The sequence below is a fragment of the Pararobbsia alpina genome (assembly GCF_965118125.1).
GTDB classification, from domain to species: Bacteria; Pseudomonadota; Gammaproteobacteria; order Burkholderiales; family Burkholderiaceae; genus Pararobbsia; species Pararobbsia alpina_A.
The window spans coordinates 1,956,985-1,969,880 of record NZ_OZ221287.1 but is presented as its reverse complement, the minus strand read 5'-3'; the positions used below and the strand labels follow the sequence as shown (position 1 = coordinate 1,969,880).

Sequence of the window (12,896 nt, the reverse complement as noted above, 5' to 3'; positions counted from 1 at the left end):
GACGCCCCAGAGCTGCTGGGATTGGGAATAGTCGTAGAGCTGGTATGCGCTGGTGCGGAGCTGCTCGAGGGACTCGCTTGCGATGTCCGCGCGCCGAATAAACGGGCCCACAGGGTAGTCAGTAAGTTGGACATCGGGCTTGTCCTCGCCGCAGTCAATGGTCGGAATCAGCGTGTGAACGGGCGCGAGCGATTGCTTGATTGATGTCGTCCGATCCGTCGCGCAAGCTGCCAGCGTTGCGCACAGCATCAGCGTCAGCAGTGGTCTGAGCTTCATTGGCGGATAGCTCCTTTTCGGTTTGAGCACGCGTCTCGCGTGCCTGGTCAGCGGACAACGCGCCCGCCTTGTTTGCGACCTCGACGGCCTGCGTGTTCTCGTCGGCCGGCTTCTTGCCGAAGCCGAACAGGTTGCCCAGCAGCGTCCAGGCGCCGTTGAGCACAGAAATGATGGTTGCAAGGGTTCCCATTCAGACGTCTCCGAAGGTGCGCTGCTGCCAGCCGAACTCGAAGTTCTCGTTCGTGTACGTGTGTTCGGCGATCTCGATGTATCGAACAGAGCGCTGGGCATTGACCATTGAGCGCAGGACGGTCAGGCCGGCCGCGCCACGTTGAGTCTTGAAGGCCGTGAGTGCTGCGATAGTCATCGCGCCGACGCCGCCGTCGAGGGCGATATCCGGATACGCGGTGCCCTGTTTGTTCAGCACGTTCAGCGCGCGCTGGAGGAACATCACGCCGGTGGCCGTGCCCATGTTCACGCCGATGTCAAAGAGCATCGCGGCGAGCTCGGGATCGATCGTCGACACCTGGCCGAACCGCGGCTGAGTCCAGTAGCGCGCGCGGTAAATCTCGACGGCCGTCGCACGCGGCATCGCACGCATGTCGCCCGTGTAGCCGAATGCTCGAGCAACGGCGATCGTGATGCCGAAGTTCGTCTCGCCGCCTGCGTCGTTCGGATCGTCGGTGTAGCCGCCTTCGATCGGCAGCAGCTTGTCGATGAGGTCGTCAGGAAGGATCACGGCGCACGCCCCAGCAGCTTGCCCACAATCGACTGCAGCACGCCGATGCGTTCGGCGTCGCCCGGGTCCTGCTTGATCACGCGGCCGACGGCGCCGCAGATCCCGATGACCATCGTGAGCCCACCGTGCACCCACAGCGGCACCCACGACAGATGCATGAGCGCGAGCACCGTTTCGACGACACCGAGCAGTACAGCGACCAGGGCCGCGTGAATGCTGTACAGCTTCCACCACCGCTGTGCGTCGTCCGCGAGTTCGAGTTTCATGCCCACCTCAATGCGAAAGCTTGGTTTTCAGCAAAATCCAAAGTCCTGCGAGCACGGCCACGATGAAAGCCCACAGCCCCTTCTTTACTAATTCCTCGCGCAACGCCGAATAAAGCCGTGCGCGTTCTTCGTCCCGTTTGATTAATGCTTCATGGGCCCGTCTATGCCCGTCCGGATCGTTATCAGGAAATCCTTTCGCGATATCGTCAATTCGATCGATAGCGATTTTTAATTCCTGCTGTATTACCTCGATTGAGCTGGTGTTTTCGGTGTGTCGCTGGCCTATTTCGTCGCGAAGACTGTCGATCGCCGTGACAACTGCCTCCCACCCCTCTCCGTCCGTGTGCGGCTTGTCGTGGTACCGCATCGACTCCCCCATCCTTTCCCCATCACGGTGTGGCGCCATGTGCTTTATGTGAGGTAGATCGTTCGAAGGGCACCGTCAAATTAATCATCCAAGGATGATTTACATGATTAACCTCGACAAAAGACCGAATTAATCGAATGGATTTCGCGCATTATCCGCTATTTAAAGCTTTGGTGAAGCGTTGATATTTATCGCGGCGAGTTAATAGAAACTGTCATGCTTCGAGTTGCCAAGGGCATTGCAAGATCGTGCTTGACACGCTAGACCTCATGGGTCTAATCTGGTCGCAGAGGTAGCGCACTTGCGCAGCCCGTACAACCCGAAAGGACGAACCATGAAGCCCACATTTCGCGTGCGCGTGCTCCGCGCTGCATCTCATGCCTATCGAATTCGATCCACCATCAACGCAGGACCTGACGCAGCTCAAGAAAGACCGCGCTGCGACCGGCATCGAGATGGCGGAGATCTTTTGGCTCGGCGGCGACCACCAGTGGCGCAAGTACACCGGTGGAAAAGAACCCCGAGTGATGGGCCCGCATATGGCTTTCTTGGGCGCAGCCAAGATGGAACTGACGGCAGAGGAATTCGACCGAGTGCTCCGCCGCATGGAGACGTTCGGCGCACGCGTACGCCCGGCGCCAGATGGAGAGCAGCAGCCGTAGCAATGACGCTCGGCTGCGCGGCCGCCGCAGCACAAGCGCAGCCAAGCTGGTTTCAGTTCGAAGCGAGCTTGGGCGGATCAGGCTACTCCAAGGGACCGGACGGCTATTGGTATCAGGACGGCTTTCGCCACAACCTTCAGCTCACGGCTCCCGCCGTCGAGGTCGGCTTCGCCGGCAACCTCTACGACAGCGCGAGGTGGGGCGTCGACTGGCATGCAGACTATGCATGGCTCGGCACCATTCACACCGACGCATGGGCCGTCCCAGTGGACGCCAACTACAACACCCGCACGAAGGGCTGCAATGGTCCGTGCATGCCGCTCGCCGAATACAAAGGATCGGGGCACGAAGCGGGATTTCTTTTCACGCTCGAACCGTACTTCAAGTTTGGAGACGGGCAGCGCATCGGCATCGAAGCTGGCCCCTTCGTGCACCGCGCAACCTGGAATATGCAGGTCAGCGACTGGCAAGCAAACGGCGTCGAGCCTGCAACGAGCTTGAACCTTTTCGATACGAACGGCTGGCGAGTCGGCGCTGTGGCCGGGCTGACTTACTCGTACGGTCGGGTCTCTCTCGTCTATCAACACTTCTTCACGAAATCGGCCGCCAGCACGTCGGTGCCCCCAATCTGGCACAGCGTCGATATGTTGACGATGCGGTATACGGCGGACATTTTCTGATCAAAGATCAGACAAATATATATAATCCGGCCGATACAAGATCGGAACAACAACAATGCCCCTGTTCGGACTTCGGCACCTCATCGTGCCGGTCATATCCATTGCATTGATGCTTTTGGCATGCGGATATTTCATACAGCGAAATTCACGCTTTTACCGAGATCTTCTCGCAAATGAAGCGAACTCAGTCCGGTCCCACTCGGTAGACGGTTTGCGTGGCTTTTTGGCAATCGGCGTCTTTTTTTGCCACGCGGTAGCAAATTATCATTTCTATCAAGACCAAAACTGGTCGACAGATGGGTCCAGGCTGGGAGGACTGTCGGGAAGCATCGGCGTGTCGTGTTTCTTTCTCATCACCGCGTTCTTGTTTTGGAGTCGAGCTCTAGCGTCAGACGGGCGATTGGACATCCAACAGTTCTTCGTATCGCGCGTTCGTCGAATCGTTCCCATGTATTTCACAATCTGCGCCATCATCGTTGTGATCTCTCTGGTGGCGACTGATTTCAAGCTGGTGATGCCTTTGAGAGACATCGCCAAGGACATTGTTGCTTGGCTATCCTTTACCGCGTTGGGACGCCCCCTCATCAACGGTTACGGACTGACTCAGGTGATCGATCCGGTGTACTGGACATTGTTCTATGAGTGGCGGTTCTATCTGTTTTTCCCGCTGTTCGTGCTTTGTGCTCGAGGCTGGAAGTCGATCATCATTCTTCCGATCTCTGCCGTCGTGATTCACTGGTATCGAGACCATCCGCTAGAGTGGTACTTCCTCTATGGCGCTGTCGCCGCTACGATCATCCATCGGTGGCCATCTGTTAAAAAAATCTGCTCTTCCCCGTATGCGACGCTTTTGGCCCTCGGCGCCCTCGCCTACGTATTGCACGTAGCAGAGACGGCATATGACGCCAGAATTGCGCCTGTCCTGTCGATTTTCTTCTTCCTCATAGCCGGCGGAAACACCATTTTCGGTGTGTTGACGTCGCGCGCGGCACGGTTTCTAGGATCGATTAGCTACAGCATTTATCTGCTTCACGCGATATCTATTTTTGTGGTGTTCCGTGCCATAACATGGGTCACTCCGGTCGCGTCTCTTTCGATCCTAAAATACTGGTTGGTGATCTCGGCCTGTGGCGTTGCAACGGTATTGGCTTCGGCCGCTACGTACCGATTCATTGAGTATCCGTTCGCAATCGGATACCGGAAGAAATCACGCATATCAGGCGCGACGGCATCTGAAGTAGCAGCGCTGCCGACTCGCTAACTTCTCAATCGGTTGTCGGCGCGGGTAGGAATTTCTGCCAATCAGGTGGGAAGCTGTCGTAATAAGCGAGCCAGCGCGGATCGCTCGACGACACCGTGCCCATGTTAGGCATATCCGGTTGCGGAGATGCGAACCACGCGACGATCGTCGTGTCGGAACTGTCGGAAAATTGAACGTTCAGTGTGGTAGCCATGATCAGAAATAGTACCGACCGCAATTAGCCGAGAAGTTACCGCCGCTCGGAGCCGACGTGCTCGTGAGGAATACATTCTGGGCCGTCGCCAGCTTCAATCGTGAAAATGGAGCGGTCCATGTTTGCGCCGTGGCAGTCGCATTAACCTGATAACCCTGAGCGCCCACGCCTGCCGTCGACGAACTGATCGCATTGCCTAGCACTTGGCTCGCACCCGTACTCAACAAAGACAATGCGCCGTCGATTTCCGTCACGTTGGGAGCAAGCACCGATGCGACGCTGATAGCGGTCGGCGTGCCATTGAGCGCCGTCGTGCTGAAAAGAACGACCGTTGCAATCGACACGCACCGATCGAGCTGGTCGCCCGCGACGAACTGCGTGCTCGCGTTCAGGTTCCAAACCGAAATCAGCGTGCCGACCCAACCGGTGAGCGACGTATCGATCGTCGGTTGTTTGGTATTACCGTTCTTCGCGTAAAAGCCGAACGCACCTGTCGAGATGTTATAGGCGGCGTAAATCACGGCAAAGCCGCTTGCCACTAGCGCTGCACCGACGACACCCCCAATCGCGTTCGTAGTCGATGTCGTGACGGTGTTGTTCGAGCTGACATTCGCCCAAATCTGTGCCTGGCCGCCGAGCGCACCTTTGATGCCGATCTCGTCAGCCGTGAACGTCAGCGTCGTACCGGCAGCAGCCAGATTGCAGATCAGATTGCGCGTCGATCCGACGATACCCGTGTTCTGTGCAAGGGTCGCGGGGTTCGATGGCTGAGTGCCGTTGGCGATGTTCTCCGCCGCCTGGACGATGTTCGTACCATCGCCCGTTACTCGAGTAGGCGAACCGTTTTGGGGGATCGCGATGCCGGAGCCGGCCGACGTCTTCACCGTGACCGTGAAGGCACCGGTTGTGTTGTTGACGATGGTCCAATCGCGTGTCCAGGTCGGCATGATGATCTGGACGTTCGCCGTGAGTGCGCCGGCTAGGGTGATTCGATTCTTCGCTGCCTGCGTCGGCGTGAGCGTCACGTTAGCGTTCGTGAGACCACCGACGGTAGTTATGCCGTACGCGCGCGCCGGCACCCATTTCGTTCCCGGGCCCGTGTCCGGGTTATCTGTGTTGCTGTCGACTAGGCTCATCCATGTGCCGGACAGATCCGCGCTGAGAAGCTCGGCGCCTTGAGGATAGCCAGTGACATTGGTGTCCGCGGCGAAGCTGGAGCTAAAGCCGAACATGCCTCCACCGTGCGCCCAACGAATGGTCTGGGATAGCAGGTTCAAGATCCCATTGAAGTCACCATATGCCGGCGCGCTGCCCCCTGCGGCAGTCGGGATCGCACAGATTGGCGGGAAGCCGTCATTGAGCGACGCAGCACCCTTTGTGATAGTGATCTGCGATGCCTCGGGAATGACATTCTTCGTGCCGTTGGCGGCCCACGAGAGCGGGACAAGGGTGGGAGTTTGATTCGCCTGCATTGTGGTTTCCTTTGTCGCTGGTCAGCTCACGGGCAACGCGCCGTTAAAGAAAGTGCCCTCGCCGAACGTCGCCGCGCCGGCTTCCTGAAATCCGAATGTCGACCCCATTGGGATCTGCACCATGCTGGCGAGCACACCGGTCGGCACAGGCAGCACGCCCGATTGCGTCACGATCGCCACCTCGTACGGCTCGAGATAAAACTCGAACGTGTATCGCATCTGCATGCTGCCAAGGTCGTTCACATAGCAACGTCCTCGACCGGCAAACAGGTTTTGCAAAAGTCGGTTGATACTTCCGATTGAACCGTCGGAGATATTGGCGATGGCTTTCGCGAGAATCAGTGTTAAAAACGGGCCATCTGCTAGCGAGTAAGTTTGAGTAGCCGGCGTGCCGTCATAGAAAACACCTTCACCGAAAGTCAGCGCCCCAGCATCCTGAAATCCAAAATACTGATCGGTCGACGGAATGGTCAGGAGTCGTCCATTTTCTAGACCGACTATCTTTCCCCAGATATCGAGCCCCTTTCCCTGCGCGGTATCGAGATTCCACACGAGGTCGTAGAAGGCGTCGATATTCGCCGACGGGTCGATATATCCGTTGAAATTCTGAATTAACTGGACGAGCGTCGGGCTATTCGCATATTGCGAAATAATCGTCTGCTCGACATTTTCCATGATGACCGCCGGTTAATCGGAATATGCGAATCATACGAGAGTCACGCTGATATTGGCGGGATTAAGCGTGGGCATTTGATTGATATTTAGATTCACGTAATTCGCGTTTGCCGGACTTGAAAGTCCGACCTGCACCGAGAGCAGCTCGACGCTCGGATCTATAGCCTCAATGCCTGAGTAATAACGGCTCGCGAGAATGCGCCGGCCGAGGCGCGCGCGCTGACCGTTGTCCGCTCCAGAGAACGCGTTTGCGATCGCCGTTTGCACGAGGCTCACGATGTTGGCCGGCAGGTTCGGATCGTTCACGATCTGCACCGCGTAGAAGATTGGCGTGCCGGTCGCGAAGTCGAAACTGACGGTGTACTGCGGGTAAGGCGGATCGTAACCATCAGTGTCGAAGACGATGTCCGACTGCGCACCCGTGTAGTTGCACCCCGGCGCCTTCTTGGACCAGATGGCGTCCACGATGTCCTGAGCTGCACCGCCAGCGACGCACACATAGAGCGAGTTCTGGAGGATCGTCACACCGCCCACGACTACGGGCGTCGGCTGGCCGTTGTCGGTCACATACGCGTCGAGCACGTTCGTAACGGCGAGCACCGCACCGCGTACCGACGGCACGAAGCCTCGTGAATTGGCCGCCACAGACTGGCGCCGGCGGTTCTCATAGTCTGCGCGACTTTCGACCAGGCGCCCTTCGATGCCGTCGGACGCATTGCTGATCGAATCCAGGCCCGGAACGGACTGGTATATCGACAGCGAGCCAGCCGGGCACGCGATCGGGCCCGTAACCATGCACGCGAACGTCAAATCGATGCTGCCGCCAACGGGGATCGTGCCGGCCTGAGTGCACATATAGATGTTGCCGTCGGTCGCTTTGGCCTTCGTGCCGACGGGGATCGGCGTGTTCACGAGACCCATGCAAGTCGCCGTCACCGTGGTCGGCTCTGCACCGTTGCGATCGAGGAAATAGATGCGGCCGATGCCATCCTGCATGCGCCCTTCAGCCACGTCCGGATCCACGCCGTTCGCGAGCTCGAGGAACTCGTCGTTCTTGTCGCCGATGATCGCCGTCACGCTGCTCGCGAGCTGCCCCTGCGGCGTGCTGAGATTCAGCGAGCCGTCCTGGTTGGTCGTGTTCATGTTGCCGCCGAACGCCGCGTTCGTATCGGCCATGACGCCTTCAAGGATCGCTGACTCGTCGGGCGCGACCCAGCCCGTATCGTCAAACGTGATCCCGGGTACGCTGGTCGTTGCAGTCATTGTCGTGCTCGCTTAGAAATTGACGGGGAACGTATTGCCAGCGCTGTCGGTGACCTGGACCTGTCCGACGATCTTTCGGTTCACGAACGATGCGATCAGGCAGCGTGCCGCGACAACGCCGTTCACGTTCTTAGCCGCGGTTTCGATGAGCGCTTTCACGAGCTGCATGGGCGGCCGCTGGCCAAGCACCTGTTGGAAGTACGGCACGCCCTGCGTCTTGTCGTACCAGCACTCGGCGAGAAACGTGCGGATCGCACTAGAAACGTCCTGCGCGATCGCATACGGCTCTGTCGCCACGGCGACATTGCGGCTTGCGTCGAGACAGAGATCCCAGGTCGTTCGATCGAGAAGAAGTGTCGTAGCCATGAGTGCTCACTGAGGCGGCCCGCCCAGGCCGGATCCGCCCGAGTTGGTGTGTTGGTGCGTGCTGTCGATCGCGTGGCCGTTCGACGTGACCGAGCCAAAGAAGTTGATGAGCCCAGTGATCATCGCGGACACACCGCTTGCGGTGCTGCCGGTCATGCCGGCGAGCCACGACAACAGTCCCTGAATGATCACGGCGCCGCTGAACTGAGACTGCGGCGAGTTCACGGTGAACGACGTCGAGGCGTCGACCTCGACGAGCGGTGCCTGGAGCGCGATCTTCGTCGGTGAAACGACGTTGATGCCCGCCGCGGCGAACTGGATGTATTGCGAAGGCGTGCCGTTCAGGAAGCCACCGAAGTAAAGGCCGTCGGCTAGGTCGAAGACACGCTTAGAACCCGGGTTAGCGGTGCCCTTGTTCGCCTTCACGGACGAGATATCGCGGTCCTCGACAACGGCGACGCCAATATCGCTCGCCTGCGGATCCAGAATCACAGCGTTCGTGCCGCCCTGCAGCCGAAAGTACGGCAACTGGTACACCGTCCCGTGCGCGACAGGGTTGTTCCAACCGTCGACCTGGTTGACGAGCGGTTGAACGTCGACGAAACCCACCGGCAGCAAATCGCCGGCGTTCGTGCATGAGATCACTTTGACCAGCTTCGCGCCGCTGATCTTCTTCAGGATCGACCAGACAAGATACGCCTGCTCGTTGTACGGCGCCGTGCTGTCGTTAGGGTCCTGTGTGCCCTTGTACCCGATCTCATTGGCCATTTTTCGGGTACGCCGAGAGCGTCGTGAACCAGGCGCCGTCGGGCGTCTCGCTCTCGATGTTGTGGTTGAGGTTGAAGACGTTCCACATACCGCAGGCAACCGGCAGCGAGCTCTTCACCTGGATCGTGCCGCCCGGCTTGATAGCGGGGTTGTAGAACGACGTCACACCAAGGCCGTTACTCGAGAACGTCGGATAGCCGATCATGCCCGTGTCAGGGCTGATCAATGGCACGTCGCCGCCGCGCTGACCATCCTTCGGCCAGATAGCGAGCACGTTGCGATCGATCACATACAGGATGTCGGCGGCGCGTGCGCATGCCCGGACCTGATCGAGCGCAGTGCCCGGGAAGTACGGGTTCGACAGCTGGACGGATACGCCGTTGTTTTCGAACGTCAGGCCCATCGTGTCGGCGAGGCCTGACATGATCGTCGCAGCATCGACCGATCCCTGAAAGCTGAGCGCCCCGACGGGCTTCACAGCGGCGATAAGGCCAGCGAAACCGATGACGTTAAACGGCACCTCGGGCGCACCTTGGAGCTCGCCCCAGGCCTCGCCGATTGTGCCCGCGTACGCGGTCTGCAATCCTGTCTCGTCGTCGCCGGCGGCGAGCAGTATCGAGTTCTGCGCACGGATAGCCGTGTTGATCGGGCCGACCGTCGTGAGCTGGTTGATCATCGAGATCGGCAAACCGAAGATGCGCGCCTGGCATACGCCCATCGCATCGCCGCCCGGTACCGCGATCGCAGCCTGCACGCGCAGGCCCGTCAGCGTCACCGTATCTGCTCCGGTATCGCCGAACTGGCCCGTACCGAGCGAGATCGTCACGTCGATGCGTTTGCGCGTGAAGCTCATGTCGAGATCGCCCCGAGATCGGTCGCGTCGAGGTACACGAGCTGATAGCGCGCGCCGAGCGCGTCGCTGGTCGGATCACTCGTCCCCTGCGTGTCGAAGAAAACGAGATCTCCCACGAATCCGAGGTATGCACGTCGCACGATGCGCACGCGATCGCGGCATACGGCGCCCTGCACGATCGGGGCATCGTTCACATAGAGATCGGCGTAGAGGCCCGTCGTCTTCTGGTAGATCTTCAGACGGCAGTTCTGGTTGCCGAGCAGCGTATTGAACCGCTGCGATGCTGTTGCGGTGAGCGGAATGGTCAGCATCACTGCACCTGCGAGAGCGGGCCGAACAGCGTCGACTGACCAGCGAACGGCGCCAGCGATTGCACCTGGCCAAGGCTCACCGGATCTGCCGACGCATCGTTTTGCACCTGGTCGGCCGGCAGCGACACGGTCGAGCTCGAGCTGAATGCAACGGGCGCGCCTGAACCCGTGGTAGAGCTCGAGCTGCTCGTCGATGTCTGGCTGAATTGCGCGGCCGCGGCCTGGCGGATCTCGACGATGTGCAGATCAACGGTCAGCAGCGTCGCTCCGCTCCGCGTTTCTCGCCGCAGGTTGTAGTCGGCGACGTTGGCGTTCAGATAGGTGCGCTCGGGCGTGACGATGCTGTAGAGGTCCGTCGACTGCTTGGCCGTCTCGATCGCCTCGAGGAAGTCACTGCGGTCCTGCAGTGCGCCTCCCTTCGTCATCCGGACGTGCGAGTCGTACGGCATCTGCACCTTGTTGTAGGCAGCAAAGCCGCCCTGCTCCATCGGTGCATTCGACACGCGCGACGTGCCGTCATACCCGAACGCTGGAACGTTGTCCGCGATCGCGATCTTGTCTCCGTTCGAATCGAACACGCCCCACACAGGGGGCGTCGAGGATTCACTTACGGCCGCACCGTCCGAGGTGTCGATCCCCGGATCATCCGTGGGCGGGAAATCCGGGCTGCGGAAAAGCGGCGGAACGCCCGCCACGTTGGGGACGTCCGGATAGAGCGGCACGTCGAGGTTCGGCATTGCCATGTCAGCTCAACCCCGTGTTGGCCTGCGGCGCCAGCAGATTGCCCTGGCTCATGCGCTTGCCGAACTCGTCGGCAATGCCCTTGGGATCCGTCGATTGCGTGTGAATGTGGATCCCGCCGTTGATCGTCGTGTCGACGCTGCTCGACGTGAGCGCGGAGCCCGCGTACGGCCCGCGCTGGCTCGCAGCAGCTCCGGATTGAGCTGCGAGCTGCGCAGCGTTCGACTGGCCCGACGAAGCCAGCAGCGCGGCTGCATACGCTTGGCGCTGGCCGATGTTCGCTTCCGCGGCGCCCGGGCGCTCGTACGCCGTCGCGTGCACAGCTGCTGCCTGAGCCGCGGTCGTGGTCGCGCGCAGCGCGCGCCCCGCAGCTTGTTCCTTCCCCTGCGTCAGCTCGTACTGCATGAACGCGAGCTGCTCCTGGAGCGACGATCCCTCGAGGTCGTGTCCGGACCATGCTTTGAAGTCGCCCACACGCGCCCCAAGCCACTGGCCAATGCCATACGCACCCGACGTCTTGTTGCGGATCGACGGGTCAAGGCCGCCCTCCTGGATGAGACTACCTACCATTCCGGCCGCTTGCTCGCGCGACCAGCCCTGGCTCATGAAGTAGTCCATCGCGACGCGTGCACGTTGCTGTTCGGCGCCGTTCTGGCGTGATGCGAAGTGACCGCCCTCTGTACTGAAGAAGCTGCGCACGCCACTCTTGATGCGATCCCACACGCCGGCGTTCGTGTCCTCATAGCGATACGGCTTCGGAAGCGGCGAGCTCGCCTGGCGGCCGACGAAGTGCCCGGGCTCGGTCGAATTCTTGAGCGCGTTGATCGAGATCCCTGCGGCGCCGGCAAGCAGCGCGAGGCCTCCGACGGCCGCGGTGCCACCGAGCGCGCCCAGAGCCGTGCCCACCGCACTGATGGAACCCGCCAGGCCGAGCAGTCCCGACGTCATCGAGACGAGCTTGAGGCCGGCCAGGAACAACAGCACGTTCTTCCATCCGCCCAGCGCGTCGACGGCATCGTTCGTGGCCTTGGCGAACGCAATGAAGCCGTCGACCAGGTCGCCGACCTTCTTCGCGATCTCGTCGCGGTGCGCCGCGACCCAGTCGCCGAGCTGCTGCAGGTAGCCGATCAGTCGCTCGAACGCCGGCATGAGCGACAGCACGATCTTCGTGCCCACGCTCGTGAACGTGTCACGCAAGTCCAGGAAACGGTTGCGCAGCTCGAGCGCCTGGTCGGCTTCCTTGTCCGTGATAACCGAGCGTTGCTTTTGCGCGGCGACGAGGGCGAGCACGCCCGCTTGACCCTGCTTGAGCAGATTGAACGAATCGTCGCCGATGCCCATCGCATTTGCGACATACCGCGCGCGGCCCGGGTCGACCTTGAACAGGTTCGCAATGATGCGCGATCGCGCGAGCAAGTACGTGTTGCCGTCCTTCAGGTCCTTGACGTTTCCGCCCATGCGCAGGAACCACGAGACACCGTCAGACAGCTGCCCCATGTTGAACTTGGCGATCTCGTTCTGCGAGTCGAGCAGCGTATTGGTGATGCCGTCGGCTGTGCCGCCGGCGCGCTCGTTCGCGCGCTGCCACGCAGACAGGTCGCGCGTGGTCATCCGCAGGTTTTTCGACATGATGCCGAGGCCCGCCGCGCTGTTGATGGTGTTCTCTGCGAAGTTCTTGATGCCGACGCCGGCGGTGAAGACTGCCACCAGCGCGAGGACCTCGTTGCGGATTTTCTTGAACGAGTCGGCCGCGCGCTTGTTGCGATCCTCAGTCTCTTTGGCAGCTTGCTTTTCGTCGTCGCTAAGCTTCTTCGTCGCCTTGGACGCGTCTTGCTTGCCTTTGATTAAACCCCGCGGGTCGATGCCCAGGGTGACGACGAGTGCATCTACGATCGTGGCCACGCTCAATTCCTCGGTTGAGACATGACTTGCTCGTTGTGCCTGTCGACGAGGATTATCTCGAGGAAGTCATGCAGGTCTTCCGATCCGTAGATCGTCTGAAG

At 60.1% G+C, this 12,896-nt stretch carries 16 protein-coding genes; 3 read left to right on the top strand and 13 right to left on the bottom strand.

All coding sequences use genetic code 11. The features are described from left to right. Positions 1 to 154: 154 nt before the first annotated feature. From ACMFWR_RS08640 to ACMFWR_RS08625, 4 genes are read right to left on the bottom strand one after another with little or no spacing between them, the layout of a single operon-like run. Positions 155 to 466, bottom strand: coding sequence for a hypothetical protein (locus ACMFWR_RS08640; RefSeq protein ID WP_413194586.1), 312 nt, complete (start codon positions 464 to 466; stop codon positions 155 to 157). Next, positions 467 to 1,015 carry a glycoside hydrolase family 108 protein gene (locus ACMFWR_RS08635; protein WP_413194585.1) on the bottom strand — a complete coding sequence of 183 codons (549 nt, stop codon included), beginning with the start codon at positions 1,013 to 1,015 and terminating at the stop codon, positions 467 to 469. Beyond that, positions 1,012 to 1,281: a hypothetical protein gene (locus ACMFWR_RS08630; RefSeq protein WP_413194584.1), complete on the bottom strand. Its 270-nt coding sequence runs from the start codon at positions 1,279 to 1,281 to the stop codon at positions 1,012 to 1,014. Before ACMFWR_RS08630 ends, ACMFWR_RS08635 begins: the two co-directional genes overlap by 4 nt. Before the next feature lie 7 nt (positions 1,282 to 1,288). After that, positions 1,289 to 1,648: a hypothetical protein gene (locus ACMFWR_RS08625; RefSeq protein ID WP_413194583.1), complete on the bottom strand. Its 360-nt coding sequence runs from the start codon at positions 1,646 to 1,648 to the stop codon at positions 1,289 to 1,291. A 377-nt stretch (positions 1,649 to 2,025) separates the two neighbouring features. On the opposite strand from ACMFWR_RS08625, the gene ACMFWR_RS08620 reads away from it, so the two are divergent. The 3 genes from ACMFWR_RS08620 to ACMFWR_RS08610 are packed head-to-tail and all read left to right on the top strand — an operon-like array spanning position 2,026 to position 4,251. Beyond that, complete coding sequence (locus tag ACMFWR_RS08620; RefSeq protein ID WP_413194582.1) at positions 2,026 to 2,310, top strand: XRE family transcriptional regulator; 285 nt, start codon at positions 2,026 to 2,028, stop codon at positions 2,308 to 2,310. 2 nt (positions 2,311 to 2,312) lie between these two features. After that, positions 2,313 to 2,990 carry a hypothetical protein gene (locus tag ACMFWR_RS08615; RefSeq protein ID WP_413194581.1) on the top strand — a complete coding sequence of 226 codons (678 nt, stop codon included), beginning with the start codon at positions 2,313 to 2,315 and terminating at the stop codon, positions 2,988 to 2,990. A 55-nt stretch (positions 2,991 to 3,045) separates the two neighbouring features. Next, the gene (locus tag ACMFWR_RS08610; RefSeq protein WP_413194580.1) at positions 3,046 to 4,251 is read left to right on the top strand and encodes an acyltransferase family protein; all 1,206 of its coding nucleotides are present in this window, start codon (positions 3,046 to 3,048) and stop codon (positions 4,249 to 4,251) included. Between the two features lie 195 nt (positions 4,252 to 4,446). Here ACMFWR_RS08610 and ACMFWR_RS08605 read toward each other — a convergent pair whose 3' ends face one another. From ACMFWR_RS08605 to ACMFWR_RS08565, 9 genes are read right to left on the bottom strand one after another with little or no spacing between them, the layout of a single operon-like run. Beyond that, positions 4,447 to 5,916: a hypothetical protein gene (locus ACMFWR_RS08605; RefSeq protein ID WP_413194579.1), complete on the bottom strand. Its 1,470-nt coding sequence runs from the start codon at positions 5,914 to 5,916 to the stop codon at positions 4,447 to 4,449. A 21-nt stretch (positions 5,917 to 5,937) separates the two neighbouring features. Then, positions 5,938 to 6,591: a DUF2612 domain-containing protein gene (locus ACMFWR_RS08600; protein ID WP_413194578.1), complete on the bottom strand. Its 654-nt coding sequence runs from the start codon at positions 6,589 to 6,591 to the stop codon at positions 5,938 to 5,940. Positions 6,592 to 6,621: 30 nt separating this feature from the next. Further along, on the bottom strand, positions 6,622 to 7,854 hold the full coding sequence (locus tag ACMFWR_RS08595; protein ID WP_413194577.1) for a baseplate J/gp47 family protein: 1,233 nt from the start codon (positions 7,852 to 7,854) through the stop codon (positions 6,622 to 6,624). Between the two features lie 12 nt (positions 7,855 to 7,866). Beyond that, entirely contained in the window at positions 7,867 to 8,220 is a 354-nt protein-coding gene (locus ACMFWR_RS08590) for a hypothetical protein (RefSeq protein WP_413194576.1), read from the bottom strand. 6 nt (positions 8,221 to 8,226) lie between these two features. Then, positions 8,227 to 8,988 carry an oxidoreductase gene (locus ACMFWR_RS08585; RefSeq protein ID WP_413194575.1) on the bottom strand — a complete coding sequence of 254 codons (762 nt, stop codon included), beginning with the start codon at positions 8,986 to 8,988 and terminating at the stop codon, positions 8,227 to 8,229. Next, positions 8,978 to 9,841: a baseplate hub protein gene (locus ACMFWR_RS08580; RefSeq protein WP_413194574.1), complete on the bottom strand. Its 864-nt coding sequence runs from the start codon at positions 9,839 to 9,841 to the stop codon at positions 8,978 to 8,980. The genes ACMFWR_RS08585 and ACMFWR_RS08580 overlap by 11 nt, the downstream gene beginning before the upstream one ends. Further along, positions 9,838 to 10,152: a phage baseplate plug protein gene (locus tag ACMFWR_RS08575; protein ID WP_413194573.1), complete on the bottom strand. Its 315-nt coding sequence runs from the start codon at positions 10,150 to 10,152 to the stop codon at positions 9,838 to 9,840. The genes ACMFWR_RS08580 and ACMFWR_RS08575 overlap by 4 nt, the downstream gene beginning before the upstream one ends. Continuing rightward, the gene (locus tag ACMFWR_RS08570; protein ID WP_413194572.1) at positions 10,152 to 10,895 is read right to left on the bottom strand and encodes a hypothetical protein; all 744 of its coding nucleotides are present in this window, start codon (positions 10,893 to 10,895) and stop codon (positions 10,152 to 10,154) included. Before ACMFWR_RS08570 ends, ACMFWR_RS08575 begins: the two co-directional genes overlap by 1 nt. A gap of 1 nt (position 10,896) precedes the next feature. Beyond that, entirely contained in the window at positions 10,897 to 12,795 is a 1,899-nt protein-coding gene (locus ACMFWR_RS08565; RefSeq protein WP_413194571.1) for a phage tail tip lysozyme, read from the bottom strand. Positions 12,796 to 12,896: the final 101 nt, after the last annotated feature.

What these genes read in the sequence shown, in the direction of transcription:
- ACMFWR_RS08640 (WP_413194586.1), bottom strand. Translation starts at nt 466, where the DNA reads ATGGGAACCCTTGCAACCATCATTTCTGTGCTCAACGGCGCCTGGACG.
- ACMFWR_RS08630 (WP_413194584.1), bottom strand. Translation starts at nt 1,281, where the DNA reads ATGAAACTCGAACTCGCGGACGACGCACAGCGGTGGTGGAAGCTGTAC.
- ACMFWR_RS08625 (WP_413194583.1), bottom strand. Translation starts at nt 1,648, where the DNA reads ATGCGGTACCACGACAAGCCGCACACGGACGGAGAGGGGTGGGAGGCA.
- ACMFWR_RS08620 (WP_413194582.1), top strand. Translation starts at nt 2,026, where the DNA reads ATGCCTATCGAATTCGATCCACCATCAACGCAGGACCTGACGCAGCTC.
- ACMFWR_RS08615 (WP_413194581.1), top strand. Translation starts at nt 2,313, where the DNA reads ATGACGCTCGGCTGCGCGGCCGCCGCAGCACAAGCGCAGCCAAGCTGG.
- ACMFWR_RS08610 (WP_413194580.1), top strand. Translation starts at nt 3,046, where the DNA reads ATGCCCCTGTTCGGACTTCGGCACCTCATCGTGCCGGTCATATCCATT.
- ACMFWR_RS08605 (WP_413194579.1), bottom strand. Translation starts at nt 5,916, where the DNA reads ATGCAGGCGAATCAAACTCCCACCCTTGTCCCGCTCTCGTGGGCCGCC.
- ACMFWR_RS08600 (WP_413194578.1), bottom strand. Translation starts at nt 6,591, where the DNA reads ATGGAAAATGTCGAGCAGACGATTATTTCGCAATATGCGAATAGCCCG.
- ACMFWR_RS08595 (WP_413194577.1), bottom strand. Translation starts at nt 7,854, where the DNA reads ATGACTGCAACGACCAGCGTACCCGGGATCACGTTTGACGATACGGGC.
- ACMFWR_RS08590 (WP_413194576.1), bottom strand. Translation starts at nt 8,220, where the DNA reads ATGGCTACGACACTTCTTCTCGATCGAACGACCTGGGATCTCTGTCTC.
- ACMFWR_RS08585 (WP_413194575.1), bottom strand. Translation starts at nt 8,988, where the DNA reads ATGGCCAATGAGATCGGGTACAAGGGCACACAGGACCCTAACGACAGC.
- ACMFWR_RS08580 (WP_413194574.1), bottom strand. Translation starts at nt 9,841, where the DNA reads ATGAGCTTCACGCGCAAACGCATCGACGTGACGATCTCGCTCGGTACG.
- ACMFWR_RS08575 (WP_413194573.1), bottom strand. Translation starts at nt 10,152, where the DNA reads ATGCTGACCATTCCGCTCACCGCAACAGCATCGCAGCGGTTCAATACG.
- ACMFWR_RS08570 (WP_413194572.1), bottom strand. Translation starts at nt 10,895, where the DNA reads ATGGCAATGCCGAACCTCGACGTGCCGCTCTATCCGGACGTCCCCAAC.